The sequence below is a fragment of the Streptomyces sp. CB02056 genome (genome assembly GCF_001905545.1).
Lineage (GTDB): Bacteria > Actinomycetota > Actinomycetes > Streptomycetales > Streptomycetaceae > Kitasatospora.
In genome coordinates, this window is record NZ_LIPD01000007.1 from 196,831 (window position 1) to 210,987 (window position 14,157).

14 protein-coding genes and 1 riboswitch are annotated in these 14,157 nt (G+C 75.6%); of the genes, 11 read left to right on the forward strand and 3 right to left on the reverse strand.

The genetic code is table 11. The features are described from left to right. Nucleotides 1-55: 55 nt before the first annotated feature. The 3 genes from AMK13_RS19780 to AMK13_RS19790 all read right to left on the reverse strand — a co-directional run bounded on the left by AMK13_RS19780 (nt 56) and on the right by AMK13_RS19790 (nt 3,225). On the reverse strand, nt 56-772 hold the full coding sequence (locus AMK13_RS19780; RefSeq protein WP_079272307.1) for an HAD-IA family hydrolase: 717 nt from the start codon (nt 770-772) through the stop codon (nt 56-58). 171 nt (nt 773-943) lie between these two features. After that, a complete protein-coding gene (locus AMK13_RS19785; RefSeq protein ID WP_107418813.1) occupies nt 944-2,050 on the reverse strand; it encodes a Gfo/Idh/MocA family protein in 1,107 nt (368 codons plus the stop codon). Nucleotides 2,051-2,058: 8 nt separating this feature from the next. Further along, complete coding sequence (locus tag AMK13_RS19790; RefSeq protein WP_049659592.1) at nt 2,059-3,225, reverse strand: DegT/DnrJ/EryC1/StrS family aminotransferase; 1,167 nt, start codon at nt 3,223-3,225, stop codon at nt 2,059-2,061. 162 nt (nt 3,226-3,387) lie between these two features. On the opposite strand from AMK13_RS19790, the gene AMK13_RS19795 reads away from it, so the two are divergent. The 11 genes from AMK13_RS19795 (at nt 3,388) to AMK13_RS19845 (ending at nt 14,146) form a co-directional block, all read left to right on the forward strand. Then, on the forward strand, nt 3,388-3,828 hold the full coding sequence (locus AMK13_RS19795; RefSeq protein WP_074003444.1) for a type II 3-dehydroquinate dehydratase: 441 nt from the start codon (nt 3,388-3,390) through the stop codon (nt 3,826-3,828). Nucleotides 3,829-4,004: 176 nt separating this feature from the next. After that, nucleotides 4,005-4,910 (forward strand): ROK family protein, encoded by a 906-nt coding sequence (locus tag AMK13_RS19800; protein WP_241852958.1) that lies wholly within the window; start codon nt 4,005-4,007, stop codon nt 4,908-4,910. Nucleotides 4,911-4,986: 76 nt separating this feature from the next. Then, entirely contained in the window at nt 4,987-6,051 is a 1,065-nt protein-coding gene (locus AMK13_RS19805; RefSeq protein WP_241852959.1) for a 3-dehydroquinate synthase family protein, read from the forward strand. Nucleotide 6,052: 1 nt separating this feature from the next. Continuing rightward, nucleotides 6,053-6,931, forward strand: a complete 879-nt coding sequence (locus tag AMK13_RS19810; protein ID WP_079272309.1) for a shikimate dehydrogenase family protein — start codon at nt 6,053-6,055, stop codon at nt 6,929-6,931. A gap of 111 nt (nt 6,932-7,042) precedes the next feature. Next, a riboswitch (cobalamin riboswitch) is annotated at nt 7,043-7,248 on the forward strand. 77 nt (nt 7,249-7,325) lie between these two features. Next, complete coding sequence (locus AMK13_RS19815) at nt 7,326-8,348, forward strand: ABC transporter substrate-binding protein (RefSeq protein ID WP_074003445.1); 1,023 nt, start codon at nt 7,326-7,328, stop codon at nt 8,346-8,348. Continuing rightward, a complete protein-coding gene (locus AMK13_RS19820) occupies nt 8,345-9,424 on the forward strand; it encodes a FecCD family ABC transporter permease (RefSeq protein ID WP_074003446.1) in 1,080 nt (359 codons plus the stop codon). Before AMK13_RS19815 ends, AMK13_RS19820 begins: the two co-directional genes overlap by 4 nt. Continuing rightward, the gene (locus AMK13_RS19825) at nt 9,421-10,236 is read left to right on the forward strand and encodes an ABC transporter ATP-binding protein (RefSeq protein ID WP_107418789.1); all 816 of its coding nucleotides are present in this window, start codon (nt 9,421-9,423) and stop codon (nt 10,234-10,236) included. The genes AMK13_RS19820 and AMK13_RS19825 overlap by 4 nt, the downstream gene beginning before the upstream one ends. Next, the gene (locus tag AMK13_RS19830) at nt 10,233-10,976 is read left to right on the forward strand and encodes a (2Fe-2S) ferredoxin domain-containing protein (protein ID WP_079272310.1); all 744 of its coding nucleotides are present in this window, start codon (nt 10,233-10,235) and stop codon (nt 10,974-10,976) included. Before AMK13_RS19825 ends, AMK13_RS19830 begins: the two co-directional genes overlap by 4 nt. 254 nt (nt 10,977-11,230) lie before the next feature. Further along, nucleotides 11,231-11,488 carry a ferredoxin gene (locus tag AMK13_RS19835; RefSeq protein ID WP_074003447.1) on the forward strand — a complete coding sequence of 86 codons (258 nt, stop codon included), beginning with the start codon at nt 11,231-11,233 and terminating at the stop codon, nt 11,486-11,488. After that, entirely contained in the window at nt 11,478-12,845 is a 1,368-nt protein-coding gene (locus AMK13_RS19840) for an NAD(P)/FAD-dependent oxidoreductase (RefSeq protein WP_074003448.1), read from the forward strand. Before AMK13_RS19835 ends, AMK13_RS19840 begins: the two co-directional genes overlap by 11 nt. A gap of 50 nt (nt 12,846-12,895) precedes the next feature. Continuing rightward, nucleotides 12,896-14,146, forward strand: coding sequence for a cytochrome P450 (locus tag AMK13_RS19845; protein ID WP_074003449.1), 1,251 nt, complete (start codon nt 12,896-12,898; stop codon nt 14,144-14,146). Nucleotides 14,147-14,157 lie beyond the last annotated feature (11 nt).

Consider the following 14,157-nt stretch of genomic DNA (forward strand, 5'->3'; position numbering starts at 1 on the left):
CGGACCGGCCCGGACCGGCCGGTGGGGCGGCCGGGTGGGGCGGGCTCGCGGCCGGTCAGTGGGCCGGGACGGGTTCGGGCAGCAGGGCGAGCAGGTCGTCGGGCCGGCGCAGCACCGCGTCGGGCCGTTCGGCGAGCAGCGCCGCCTCGTCGCTCTCGCCCCACAGCACGGCGATCGCGCCGACCCCGGCGCCCCGGGCGCTCGCCAGGTCGGTGACGGCGTCGCCGACCATGACGGTCCGTTCGGCCGGCACGTCGAGCAGTTCCAGGGCGCGCAGCACGATGTCGGGCGCGGGCTTGGCCCGGGGGACCTCGTCGGAGCCGAGCACGTGGTCGAAGTGGTGCAGCAGGCCGAGCTGGTCGAGCAGCGAGCGGGCCCGGGGGCCGCTCTTGCCGGTGGCCACGGCCAGCCGGATGCCGCGCCGGTTGAGGTCGACGAGCAGCTCCCGCACCCCGGCGTGCACGGTGACCTGAGGGGCGAGCCGGTAGCTCTCCCGGACGAAGGGCTCCTCCAGGGCGAGCGGCAGCCCCATGATCCGCATGATGTCCGGGAAGTAGCGGCCGAGGTGGCGGCAGTACTCCTCGAACGGCGGGTTGCCGTCGCCGACCACCTCCTCGTAGGCGGTGAGGAACGCCCGGCGCATCACGTCGAAGCTGTCGACGATGACGCCGTCGAGGTCGAAGACCACGGCGCGCAGCGGGGAGCGGGCGGCGAGCGCGTGGCCGTCGGGCCCGGTGGTCGGGGCGGTGGCTGCGAGCTGGTCGATCGGCATGGGATCTCCATGGGACGAGGGGCTGCCCGGACGGGTGACCGGGCCTGACGCCCCGGGGCCGAGGGGATGGGCACGGCCTCCGGGGCCGGGGCACGGGGCTGCTCGGGTGGAGCCGCGGCTCGGCGGGGAACGGCGGGGACGGCGGGGACGGCGGTCGGGCGCCGACGACGGTCAGACGGCGAGTGCCGCGGCCTCGTCGGCGAGCCGCGGCCGCGGGGCGCGGGCCGCCGCGTAGAGCCGCTCGATGACCGAGATGGTGTGGTGGGCGCGCTTCACGGCCGCGCCGCGCGAGGCCGGGTCGGCGAGCACGGCGGGCAGCTCGTCGAGCTGGCGCACGTACTCAGTGCCGACGTTCTCCCCGGGCAGCGGGACCTCGGTGGTGACGCCGTCGCGGGTCCGGGTGAGGCGCGGGACCCGGCGGTTCGGGCTGAAGCCGAAGGTGCACTCCAGGGTCGCGGAACCGGTGGCGCCCTCCACGGTGATCCGGGTGGTGTCGACGGACTCGTGGGAGGCCCAGCTCGCCCGCACCGCCACCGAGACGCCGGTGTCGGTGAGCAGGAAGCCGCGGGCGGTGTCCTCGACGTCTCCCGCGCCGTCCGGCCCCTCGGTGCCGCGCCAGCCAGCGCCGCGCCTGCCGTCGTTGACGAAGTCGGCGGAGAGCGAGCCGAGCACCGACGGGAACCGGACGTCGCCGCCGAGCACGGCCTGGGCCGTGTCCAGCAGGTGCCAGCCGAGGTCGACCAGGGCGCCGCCGCCGGAGAGCCGCCGGCTGGTGAACCACCCGCCGGCGTCGGGGACACCGCTGGCGCGGACCCAGGCGAGGTCGACGTGGCGGATCGGGCCGAGGTCCGCCGCCAGCTCGGTGAGGGCGGCGACGTCCGGCCGGTAGCGGGCGGCGCTGCCCGCCAACAGGACGGTCCCGCCGGCGCGTTCGGCGGCGGCCAGCCGGTCCGCCTCGGCGGAGCTGAGGCAGACCGGCTTCTCCAGGAACACCGGGATGCCGCGGGCGAGCAGGCGTTCGGCCACGGGGGTGTGCAGGTGGTTGGGCACCGCGACGACCGCGAGGTCGACGTCGGGGCCGAGCAGGTCGGCGTCGGCGAGGAGCGCGGCGCCGGCCGGCACGTGCTCCGCGCCGCCGGGGCCGGGCTCGACGACGGCGGTGACCCGGTAGGCCGGGTGGGCCGTCAGCCGGGGCAGCCAGATGGTGCGGCCCGCCCAGCCGAGGCCGACGACGGCCACCCGTACCGGGGCGTCCGGCCCCCGTCCGGCGGTGCTCACCCGCGCGTTCACACCGCTGCCAGGGCGTCGGCGATGATCTGGGCGGTGTCCTCGATCGCCCGCTCGCTCGCGAGGAGGGTGCGGTGGTGCAGCCAGATGCCGTCGGCGGTGAGCGCCTCGCTGTTGGGGCAGGCCTTGGCCAGCGCGTCGACGGTGGTGTCGGGCGCGGCCGACTCCCAGAAGCCGTCCGAGCGGTAGATGGCGCGGAAGACCACGAAGGCGGGCAGGCCGCGCGCGATCAGGTCGTCGACCAGGGCGTTGCGCCGGTCCTCGCCGAGGCCGGGCACCCGGAACATCGCCATGTAGTGCGGCACGCGGTCGGCCCGCTCGTCGTGGCCCTGCGGCACCACGCCGGGGATCTCCGTCAGCAGCCTCTTGAGCAGCTTGGCGCGCTCCTCGCGGACGCTGATCTGGCCGTCCAGGCGGGCGAGCTGGGCGCGCAGCACGCTCGCGGAGAACTCGTTGAGCCGGAAGTTGGAGCCGGAGGTCTGGTGGTAGTACTTCCGGTCCGTCGGCGGGCGGCCGCAGCTGTGCCGCAGGAACGCCTCGTCGTACTGGGCGGTCTCCGGGAAGGTGACGGCGCCGCCCTCGCCGGCCGTCATCAGCTTGCCGTTCTGGAAGCTGAACGCGGCGATCGAGCCCAGCTCGCCGACCCGGCGGCCGCGCCAGCGGGCGCCGTGGGCGTGCGCGGCGTCCTGCACGATCGAGACGCCCGAGTCGGCGGCGAGCTTGTCGAGGGCGTCCAGGTCGGCGATCTGGCCGGCGATGTGGACGGGCATGATCGCCCGGGTCCGCGGGGTGATCGCGGCGGCGGCCGCCTCGGGGCTCAGGTTGTAGGTGTCGAGGTCGATGTCGACCGGCACCGCGGTGGCGCCGAGCCGCTGGGCGGCCTGGGAGGAGGAGATGAACGTGAACGCGGGCACGATGACCTCGGTGCCCGGGCCGACACCGAGCAGCTGGAGGGCGATCTCCAGCGCGTGGGTGCCGTTGGTGACGGCGAGCGCCTTGGCGGCGCCGTGGTACTCGGCGAACTCCTGCTCGAAGGTGTCGACCTCCTTGCCGCCCATCCGCCACCACTGGCCCTGCTCCAGGGCCCTGAGCAGTCCTTCGCGCTCGGCATCGTCGTACTGGGGCCAGACCGGGAACTCCGGGGCCGGACGTCCTTGGGCACTCATGATTCCGCGCAGCCTTTCCTGTCGGGGGGACCGTGGAACGGGACGCTAACCCAGGAAATCCGGCCCGTCACCTCCCCTACGCACCCCCCTACAAAGCCCTTGTCCTGCAGTTCGGCAACCCTCTCCGGTTTCGTCCGGGGAATTCGCTGCTATAACCGGAATATGAGCGAACTGCTATTGCTGAACGGCCCCAATCTCGGGATTCTCGGCCGCCGCGAGCCGGAGGTCTACGGCACCGACACCCTGGCCGACATCGAGGCCGCGGTCGCCGCCGAGGTGGCCGGCCGGGGCTGGAAGGTGGTCTCCGTCCAGCGCGAGTCCGAGGGTCAGCTGATCGAGGCGGTGCAGGACGCCTGGGACGGCTCCGTCGGGGCGATCGTCAACCCGGGCGCGCTGATGATCGCCGGCTGGGGCCTGCGCGACGCGCTCGCCGCCTACCCGCGACCGTTCGTCGAGGTGCACCTGTCCAACGTCTGGGCGCGCGAGTCCTTCCGGCACGAGTCGGTACTGGCGCCGATCGCCTCGGGCGTGATCGTCGGGCTCGGCGCGCTCGGCTACCGGCTCGCCGCGCAGGCGCTGCTGGCGAAGGTCCCGGCGTCCTGATGGGCTTCGCGACGGGCGCCCCGGCAGGGGGCACCACGACGACGACGCGGACCGCGGCGGCGCCGGGTCCCGCGGTTCAGGCTCCGACGGCTCAGGGCCCAACGACTCAGGGCCCCGCGGCTCAGGGCCCGACGCCGCAGGCCCCCACGGCTCAGGCCCTGACGGCCGCCCGGGGCGTGCTCGGCATCGACATCGGCGGCACCAAGGTGGCGCTGCGCGCCGAGGACGGCCCGCCCGGCGGGCCGGTCCGCACCGAGGAGGCCGTGCTGCGCTGGCCCGGCGCCCGGGTGGCCGGCGCCTACGCCGACTGGACAGCGCTGGCCGGCACGGTCGCCGACCTGCGCGAGCGCTGGGAGGGCGACTTCGCGGCGGTCGGGGTGGCCGTGCCCGCGACCCTCGGCCCGGACGGCCGGGTGCTCGCCTGGCCCGGCCGCCCCGACTGGCGCGGCTTCGACCTCGTCCCGGCACTGCGGCGGCTCTTCCCCGCCGCCGCCCTGGCCTGGGCGGACGACGGTGACCTCGCCGCGCTCGCCGAGGCGGTGCACGCCGGGTCCGGGCACGTGGTCTACCTGGGTGTCGGGACGGGCGTCGGCGGCGGTGTCGTGCACGGGGGCGCGCCGCTGCCGGGCCCGGGGCGCGGCTCCTGCGAGGCGGGGCACCTGATCGTCGACCGCCGGGGCCCGGTCTGCGACTGCGGGCGGCGCGGCTGCCTGCAGGCCACCGCCTCCGGTCCGGCGACCCTGCGGCGCGCGGAACTGCTGCGCGGCGCGCCGGTCGAGTACCCGGAGCTGCGGTCCGGGCTGGCCGAGGGCGCGCCGTGGGCGGTGGAGGCCGTCGAGGAGACCTGCGCCGCGCTGGCGGCCGCGGCCGTCTCGCTCGGCGAGCTGTTCCACCCCGAACTGACCGTGCTGGGCGGCGGGTTCGCCGACGGGCTGCCCGGCTTCACGGCGCGGGTGGAGGCGCACGCCGCCGCGCTGGCCCGCCCCGGCGGCCCGGTCCCCGCGATCCGGCCGGCCGTGCTCGGCGGGCTGTCCTCGCTGCACGGCGCCCTCGCGCTGGCGCGGCTGCAGCCTGCGGCCTGAAGCCGTGCCCGTGCCCCCCACCCACCGAGCGACACCGCACCGCACACCACCTCACCGACCAGCCCTGGGAGCCGAGTTGACCACGACAGAAACCCTCGTCCGTACGGACGGAGGGCTGCGGCGCATCGACGTGGAGCTGGGTGAGCGCGGCTACCCGGTGCTGATCGGCCCCGGCGCCCGCCACCGGCTGGCCGGGGTGCTCGCGGGGATCGGCGCCCGCCGGGTCGCGGTGGTCAGCGCCCGGCCCGCCGAGTGGCTGCCCGACACCGGCCTCGACACCCTGGTGGTGGAGGCGAAGGACGGCGAGGAGGGCAAGTCCCTCGCCTGGGTGGCCGAACTGTGCAGCCGCTTCACCGCGTTCGGCCTGGGCCGGGCGGACGCCGTGGTCTCCTGCGGCGGCGGCACCACCACCGACGCGGTCGGGCTCGCCGCCGCGCTGTACCACCGGGGCGTGCCCGTGGTGCACCTGCCCACCTCGCTGCTGGCCCAGGTCGACGCGAGCGTCGGCGGCAAGACGGCGGTGAACCTCCCGGAGGGCAAGAACCTGGTGGGCGCGTACTGGCAGCCGTCCGCCGTGCTCTGCGACACCGACTACCTCGACACCCTCCCGCCGCGCGAACGCGTCAACGGCTACGGGGAGATCGCCCGCTGCCACTTCATCGGCGCCGGGGACCTCCGCCACCTGCCCCTGCCCGAGCAGATCGCCGCGAGCGTCGCCCGCAAGGCCGCCGTGGTGGCCGCCGACGAGCGCGACACCGGGCTGCGGCACATCCTCAACTACGGCCACACCCTGGGCCACGCGCTGGAACGCGCCACCGACTTCCGGCTGCGCCACGGCGAGGCGGTCGGCGTCGGCACGGTCTTCGCCGGCCGGCTGGCGGGGGCGCTCGGCCGGATCGGCCCCGAGCGGGTCGCCGAGCACCACGAGGTGGTCGCCCACTACGGGCTGCCGACCGCACTGCCGCCGGAGGTCGGCACCGGGGCGCTGATCGCCCTCATGCGGCTGGACAAGAAGGCCGTCGACGGGCTCTCCTTCGTCCTGGACGGCCCGCGCGGCGCCGAACTCGTCAGCGACGTCCCCGAGCCGCTGGTCGCCCGCACGCTGGACGCCATGCCGCGCGCCGCCGCCGGGGAGGCCTGAGATGTCCCTTCACCCCGACCTGCCGACCCCCGACCTGCCGACCCCCGACGTACCGGCCCCCGACGCACCCGACGCGCCGGCCGCCCGCCCGCCGATCTCCGGCCGCACCCGGCTGTTCGCGGTGCTCGGCGACCCGGTCGCACAGGCCAAGGCGCCCGCCCTGCTCAACCCGCTGTTCGCGGCGAGCGGCGTGGACGCCGTGCTCGTCCCCGTGCACGCCCCGGCGGACCGGCTGGACGAGGTCGTCCGCGGGCTGAAGGCCGTCGCCAACCTGGACGGGCTGCTGGTCACCGTCCCGCACAAGCTGGCGATGTGCGGGCACGCCGACGAACTCAGCGACGCCGCCGCCCTGTTGGGCAGCACCAACGCGCTGCGCCGCGAGCCGGACGGCCGCTGGTACGGCGACAACTTCGACGGCGCCGGGTTCGTCCGGGGCCTGGCCGCCGCCGGGCACCACCCGGCCGGGCTGCGGGTGGCACTGGCCGGCGCCGGAGGCGCGGGGCTCGCCATCGCCGCCGCCCTGCTCGCCGAAGGGGCCGCCGCACTCACCGTGACCGATCCCGACCGGGGCCGGGTGGACGCCCTGCTGGAGCGGCTCGGCACCCGCTGGCCCGGCCGCGTGGCCGCCGCCCCGCGCCCGCCCTCCGGCGTCGACCTCGCGGTCAACGCCACCCCGCTGGGCCTGGACCCGGCCGACCCGCTCCCCTTCGACCCGGGACCACTGGCGCCCGGCGCGCTGGTCGCCGACATCATCATGACGCCCGCCGAGACCCCGCTGCTGCGCACCGCCGCCGCCCTCGGCCTCGCCACCCACCCCGGCATCCACATGCTCGCCGAGCAGCTGCCGCTCTACCGCTCCTTCTTCCGCCTTCCGGGGTGATCCCCCGTCCCTCCGGAGCCGGCCGACCCCGTGGCCGTTCCCTCCCCCATCCCCGCAAACGATCCAAACGATCATCCCACCGGCCGGTCGCCACCGACCTGACCACGCCTGATAGCGTGCCATCGCCGTGGTGTTCGGGAAACCGGTCTGAGTCCGGTGCGGCCCTCGCCACTGTTGCCGCGGAGTTCCGCGGCCCTCGCTGACCGGCTTTCGCCAGCGGTCAGGGCCACTGGGCGGGCTGGGAGAGCCGCTCGGGAAGGTCGGTCGCGGCGTGTTGATGCGGAAGCCAGGAGACCGGCCACGGCGCGACATGTTCCACGAGGGTTTTGGAGAACACGTGCCCAGCGGTCAGCCGTACCCGCATCCGGTCCGATCCATACGTTCCACGCGCTCCATGCGTCCCGTACATCCCGTACGTCCCACAGGTCCGACACGCGTCGGCCGGGCCGTCGCGGCCCTGCTGTTCGTCGGCGTGCTCGGAGGCTGCGCGGGCGCCCCCGCGCCCGCCGCGTCCGGCGGGGCGACCGGAAGTGCCGCGCCGGTCAGCGTGGACAACTGCGGGACCACCGTGACGGTCGGCGCGCCGCCCGAGCGGCTGGTGACGCTCAACCAGGGTGCCACCGAGGTGGCCCTGGCCCTCGGCCTACAGTCCCGCATGGCCGGTACCGCCTACCTCGACGACTCCGTCCCGGAGAAGTGGAAGGCCGCCTACGACTCCGTCCCGGTGCTCTCCAAGAAGTACCCGACGAAGGAGAACCTCCTCGCGGCCCGTCCCGACTTCCTGTACGCCTCCTACTCCACCGCGTTCACCGACAAGGTCGCGGGCACCCGGGAGGAGCTGCGCGGCCAGGGCGTCCCGTCGTACCTGTCCCCGTTCGGCTGCTCGGACAAGAACCAGGTGCCGCCGACGACCTGGCAGGCGGCGTGGGGCGAGCTGAACGACGTCGCCAAGGTCTTCGGCGTCCCGGAGCGGGCCGCCGCGATCCAGCGGCAGCAGGAGCAGCAGCTGGCGCAGTTCACGGCGACGGCCGCGGGCAAGGGCCTGAAGGTCCTGTGGTTCGACTCGGACACCAAGACGCCGTACGTCGGCACCGGCCAGGGCGGCCCCCAACTCGTGCTCGACGCCGTGGGCGCCCGCAACGTCTTCGGGGACCTGCCCGGCAGCTGGCAGAACGTGAGCTGGGAGAAGGTCGTCGCGGCGGACCCGGACGCCATCGTGGTCGCGGACGCCGACTGGGACACCGCCCAGTCCAAGATCGACTACCTGGAGAACGACCCGGTCCTGAGCAGGCTCACCGCCGTGCAGCGCAAGGCCTTCGTGACGGTGCCGTTCTCCGAGTCGACCCCCGGCGTGCTGCTCGCCGACGGTGCCGCCCGGGTGTCCGACGGGCTGGGCCGACTGCACCCGGCTTCATGACCACCGCGCCCCACCCCGTCGTGCGGCCCGCTGGTCCGGGCCGCGCGACGGCGGCCCTGGCCGTCGCCGCGGCCCTGCTCCTGAGCACCCTGCTCCTCGGCCTGGCCGTGGGCTCGCAGCACGAGTCGGTCGGAACGGTGATCGAGGTCGTGGCGCGCCGTCTCGGGCTGGGCGACCCGCCTGTGACGCTGCTGGACGACCAGATCGTCTGGCAGCTGCGGCTGCCCCGGGTGCTGGGAGCGGCCGCCACCGGCGCCGGCCTCGCGGTCTGCGGCGCGGTGCTGCAGACGCTGACCGGGAACGACCTGGCCGATCCCTTCCTGCTCGGGATCTCGGACGGAGCCGCCGCCGGCGCGGTCACCGTGATCGTCCTCGGCGTCGGCGTGACCGGCGCCGTGGGCACCGGCGCGGTGGCGACGGCGGCCTTCGCCGGCGCCCTGCTCGCCGCCGCCGTCGTCCTGGCCCTGGCCGGCGCCCGAACCCGGTCGCTGCCCACCGCCCGGACCGTGCTCGCCGGCATCGCGGTCGGCCAGATGTGCGGGGCCTACACCTCGTTCGTGGTGATGGTCCTCGGGGACCGCGACGCGGCGCGCGGTGTCATGGAGTGGACGCTGGGCTCGGTCGCCGGCGTGCGGTGGCCCACCGCCGTCTTCCTGCTGGCGGTCGCGCTGGTGGGTGTCACGGTCCTGGCCTCCTCGGCCCGCGACCTGGACGCCTTCGCCTTCGGCGAGACCGCCGCCCGCTCCCTCGGCGTCCACGTCGAGCGCACCCGCTGGGTCCTCGTCGCCACCGCCGCGCTGGTGACCGCGTGCCTGGTCGCCAACACCGGCGTCATCGGGTTCCTCGGCCTGGTCGTCCCGCACGTGGTCCGCCTCGTCTGCGGCCCGCGCCACGCCCTCCTGCTGCCCGTGTCGGCGCTGGTCGGCGCGTCCCTCCTGGTGGGCAGCGACGTCGTGGCGCGCTCGGTCCTCCCCGACCGGGAGATCCCCGTCGGCGTCGTCACGGCCGGGCTCGGAGCGCCGTTCTTCGCCTGGCTGCTGTGGCGCCAGGGGCGGGCCGACGGGAGGGCGCAGTGACGACGACGCCTGTCGGGCTGCGCGCGGAGGGACTCGGTGTCCGCGTCGGCGGAGCCACCCTGCTGGACGCGGTCTCGATCGCCTTCCGCCCCGGCCGGATCACGGGCCTGCTCGGGCCCAACGGCGCCGGGAAGACCACCCTGCTGCGCGCGGTCGCCGGACTGACCCGGCCGAGCGCGGGCCGGGTCCTCCTGGACGGCGAGGACCTCCACGCCCTCACGGCCCGCCGGCGGGCACGACGGGTGGCCTTCATGGAACAGCAGGCGGACACCCGGCTGTCGCTGACGGTCCGTCAGGTCATCGAGCTCGGCCGCACGCCGCACCGCGGCCGCTGGCCCGTGCCGACGGACTCCGCCGCCGACGCCCACGAGCGGTCCGTGGTCGCCGACGCCGTCGCCGCGGCCGACGTCGGCCACCTGCTCGACCGCTCCTGGCCGACGCTGTCAGGCGGCGAGCGGCAGCGGGTCCAGCTCGCCCGGGCGCTGGCACAGGAACCCGACGTGCTGCTGCTCGACGAGCCCACCAACCACCTCGACCTGCGCCACCAACTCGGCTTCCTCGAAACCGTCCGCGGGCTGGGCATCACCACGGTCGCCGCGCTGCACGACCTCGAACTCGCCGCCGCCTACTGCGACGAGGTCGCCGTCCTGCTCGACGGCCGGCTGGTCGCCCACGGGCCCGGCTCCGAGGTGCTCACCTCACGCACGATCGCGGAGGTCTACGGCGTCGACGTCACCGTGGAACGCCACCCCCGGCACGACAGACCGCACATCCGGTGGAACGGACTGCTCCACGAAAGGACGACGCCATGACCTCCCCCGCCCCGGACGCCCCCGCCCCCCGCAGTGCCGTGGTCCTGGTCGGCATGTCGGCCGGGGAGGCCGTCCGTCGTGACGAACTCCTCCGGGCGGCGGCCTCGCACCGGGCCTCGATCGCGTTCCTGCAGCTGGCGGACCCGTCCCTGTCGGCCGAGCTGACCAGGCTGGCCGACGCGGGCACCGAGACCGTGGTCCTGGTCGGCGTCCGCCTCACGGCTTCCGGCCCGGGCCAGTCCTGGCTCCGGCGGATCGCCGCGTACTGGTGGCGCGAGCGCGCGGGCCACCGTCCCGAACTCCTCGTCGCCACCCGCCTCGCCGACTCGCCGGACGCGGTCGCCACGGTGGCCGCGGCGACGAAGGCCGTCACCGGCGCGGAGCCCGGCCTCATGTCCGCGGCCTGGGAGGACGTGCCCGGCCACCGGCACCAGGTCATGGTGTGCCGCGGCCCGCGCTGCGCGGCCAAGGGCGTGGAGGAAGGACTGCGCGCCCTGGTCCAGGGACTGACCGAGCAGGGCCTCGGCGACGACGACGTGCTCGTCACCCAGACGGGCTGCCAGTTCCCCTGCAACCAGGCCCCCGTCATCAGCGTCCAGCCGGACGACGTCTGGTACGGGAACGTCGACCCGGCCGCCGCCGCCCTCATCGTCACCGAGCACCTCGCCGGCGGACGACCGCTCGAGTCCCACCGGCTCCCCCGCCACCGGAAGCAGCAGCCGGACCACCACGACGACTGACCGCGGCCACCGGCCCGGGACCTCCGTTCCCGGCCCACGGCAACGTGCCCGCGCCGGCCTGCCGGGCTCGGCCGACGTCGACCACGGGAGCGACGGTCCGTACCGCGTGGTACGGACCGTCGCTCCCGTCGTTGCCGACGCCGCGCACCGGCGCGGGCGGCCACGCTCCGCGACCCCTCCGGCGGAGCACCCCCGGGCGCGCGGCCAGGGCGGCGGCGGTAGGACGGATACGGACCCGGCCGGGAGGAGTGTCCGTGAAGATCGTCGTCGACCTCAACCGCTGCCAGGGCTACGCGCAGTGCGCGTTCCTCGCGCCCCGGGTGTTCGAGCTGCACGGGGAGGAGGCCCTGATGTACACCCCGCAGCCTCCCGTCGAGCAGCGGGAGCGCGTCCTGCGGGCCGCGGCGGCGTGTCCGGTGCAGGCCATCCTGGTCGAGGACCGCGCCGAAGCCGGGGCCGAAGCCGCCGGTCCAGACAGCCCGGGCGGGGAGGGCCGGTCCGGTGTGCGGTGACCTCCGGAGCGGCCGGATCGTCGTCGTCGGCGCCTCGCTGGCCGGGCTGCGCGCCGCGGAGACGCTGCGCGACGAGGGCTTCGCCGGGCGGCTGACCGTGGTCGGCGAGGAGCGCCGCCCCCCGTACGACCGTCCGCCGCTGTCCAAGCAGGTGCTGCTCGGGCGGGTGCGCGCCGAGGAGACCGCGCTGCCGCGCCGCCGCGAGGTGGACGCGGACTGGCGGCTCGGCGTCCGCGCGACCGGCGTGGACGGGGCGGCCAGGCAGGTGCTGCTCGCGACCGGCGAACGGCTGCCCTACGACCGGCTGCTGATCGCGACGGGCACCCGGGCCAGGCCCTGGCCGGACCCCGCGCAGGCCGCCCTCGACGGGGTGTTCACCCTGCGCACCGCCGACGACGCGGCCGGGCTGGCCGAGCGGCTGGCGGCCGGCCCTCGGCGGGTGCTGGTGATCGGTGCCGGGTTCACCGGCTCCGAGATCGCCTCCGCCTGCCGGGAACGCGGCGTGGCGGTGACGGTCGCGGAGCGCGGCCCCGCCCCGCTGGTCGGCGCCCTCGGCGGGGCCTTCGGCGCCTTCGCGGCCAGGGTCCAGCGCGCCCACGGGGTCGACCTGCGCTGCGGGGTGACCGTCACCGCGCTCCACGGCCGGGACGGTCGGCTCACCGGCGCCGAGCTCTCCGACGGCAGCCGGATCGAGGCGGACGTCGCCGTGGTCGCCCTGGGGGCCGTCCGCAACACCGAGTGGCTGGCCGACTCCGGGCTCGCCGCCGGTCGACGCGGCATCGCCTGCGACGCCGGCTGCCGTGCCTTCGACATGTACGGGATCGTCACCGACGACGTCTTCGTCGCGGGCGACGTCGCCCGCTTCCCGCACCCGCTCTTCGAGTACCAGCTGCTCTCCCTCGAACACTGGGGCAACGCGGTCGCCCAGGCCGCGGTGGCGGCCCACAACATGGTCAACCCGGGGCCGCGCCGGCTGCCGCACCTGAGCGTGCCCGCCTTCTGGTCCAGCCAGTTCGGCCTCAACATCAAGTCCGTCGGCGTGCCGACCTTCTCCGACCACGTGGTGGTCGCCCAGGGCTCGCCGGAGGAGCGGCGGTTCGTCGCGGTCTACGGGTACCGGGGCCGGATCACGGCCGCCGTGAGCGTGAACCGGGCCAAGTGGCTGGAGCACTACCAGGGGCTGATCGAGACCGCCGCCCCGTTCCCGCCCGCCTGGGTCGGCGTGGAGCCACCGCCCTCCCGCACCCCCGTCCCGTCCGACGTGCCCGATCCGAAGGTGCTCTCGCACGGTCCCACCGTCGCGCTCACCGGTCACCTGCCCGACCGGCGGCTGACCTTTCGGCGCTGGGACGGCTGAGCACCGTCCCGGCGCCGCGGACCGCCGCCGCCACCCCCGAGGAGCCCGCCATGGCCACCACCGACACCCCCGGCACCAGCACCGGCACCGGTTCCGCCGGCACCCTGTACCGCCGGATCACCGACTACGCCAACCGCGCCGACCCCTACCCCCTCTACGCCGAGTTGCGCGAGCACGGCGTGGCCCGCCAGGACGACGGCGGCTACCTGGTCGGCACCTACGACGAGGTCGCCGCGCTGCTCCACGACCCGCGGATCAGCTCCGACCGCCGCAACCGCACCGACCCGGACGAGGTGCCGGTCGTCCCGGTCGCCTTCATCGGCCGGGACGACCCCGAGCACGAACGGCTGCGCAACCTGGCCATGCGGCCCTTCGGCCCGCCCCACGCGCCCGGCCGGGTCGACGCCATGCACGACGAGATCACCGCGATCGCCGGGGAGTTGATCGACGGGCTGCGCGGCCGCGACCGGATCGACCTCGTCGAGGACTTCGCCTACCCGCTCCCCGTCACCGTGATCTGCCGGCTGCTCGGGGTGCCGCGCGAGGACGAACCCCGCTTCCACGCCTGGTCCGAGACCCTGATCGAGGGCTTCGACCCCACCCCCGGCACCGACCCGGCCGAGCGGCAGCGGGTGGCCCTCCAGGCCCGGACGGACATGGGGCTCTACCTCGGCGAACTCGCCGAGAGCCGCCGCGGCAGGCCCTCCGACGACATGCTCTCCGCCTTCGTCAACGACCCCGGCCCGGACGGCGGCTTCACCCGGCCGGAGCTGATGGCCACCGCCGTCCTGCTGCTCATCGCCGGGCACGAGACGACCGTCAACCTGGTCACCAACAGCGTGCTCACCCTGCTGCGCCATCCCGAGGCCCTCCAAATGATGCGCGAACGGCCCGAGTTGATGCCGGGCATGGTGGAGGAGGTGCTGCGCTACGAGCCCCCGGTCCAACTGCTGCCGCAGCGCACCGCGCTGACCGACGTCGAGGTCGACGGCGTCACCATCCCCAAGGGCGCGCCGCTGGTCCTGGTCCTCGCCGCCGGCAACCGGGACCCGCGGCGGTTCCGCGACCCGGACCACTTCGACCCGACCCGGCAGGACAACCAGCACCTCGGCTTCGGCAGCGGCGTGCACAGCTGCTTCGGCGCGCCGCTCGCCAGGGTCGAGGGGCAGATCGCCCTCACCGCGCTCGTCCGCCGCCTCGACGACCCCCGCCTGCTCCAGGACCCTCCCGTGTACCGCCGCAGCCCGATCCTGCGCGGGCCCCGCCACCTGCCGCTGGCGGTCTCCGGCATCAGGGACTGAGCGTGCCGCCC

Bases quoted from the DNA above. Each gene is read 5' to 3' on its own strand.
- AMK13_RS19780 (WP_079272307.1), bottom strand. From the start codon at position 772: ATGCCGATCGACCAGCTCGCAGCCACCGCCCCGACCACCGGGCCCGAC.
- AMK13_RS19790 (WP_049659592.1), bottom strand. From the start codon at position 3,225: ATGAGTGCCCAAGGACGTCCGGCCCCGGAGTTCCCGGTCTGGCCCCAG.
- AMK13_RS19795 (WP_074003444.1), top strand. From the start codon at position 3,388: ATGAGCGAACTGCTATTGCTGAACGGCCCCAATCTCGGGATTCTCGGC.
- AMK13_RS19810 (WP_079272309.1), top strand. From the start codon at position 6,053: ATGTCCCTTCACCCCGACCTGCCGACCCCCGACCTGCCGACCCCCGAC.
- AMK13_RS19815 (WP_074003445.1), top strand. From the start codon at position 7,326: ATGCGTCCCGTACATCCCGTACGTCCCACAGGTCCGACACGCGTCGGC.
- AMK13_RS19820 (WP_074003446.1), top strand. From the start codon at position 8,345: ATGACCACCGCGCCCCACCCCGTCGTGCGGCCCGCTGGTCCGGGCCGC.
- AMK13_RS19830 (WP_079272310.1), top strand. From the start codon at position 10,233: ATGACCTCCCCCGCCCCGGACGCCCCCGCCCCCCGCAGTGCCGTGGTC.
- AMK13_RS19845 (WP_074003449.1), top strand. From the start codon at position 12,896: ATGGCCACCACCGACACCCCCGGCACCAGCACCGGCACCGGTTCCGCC.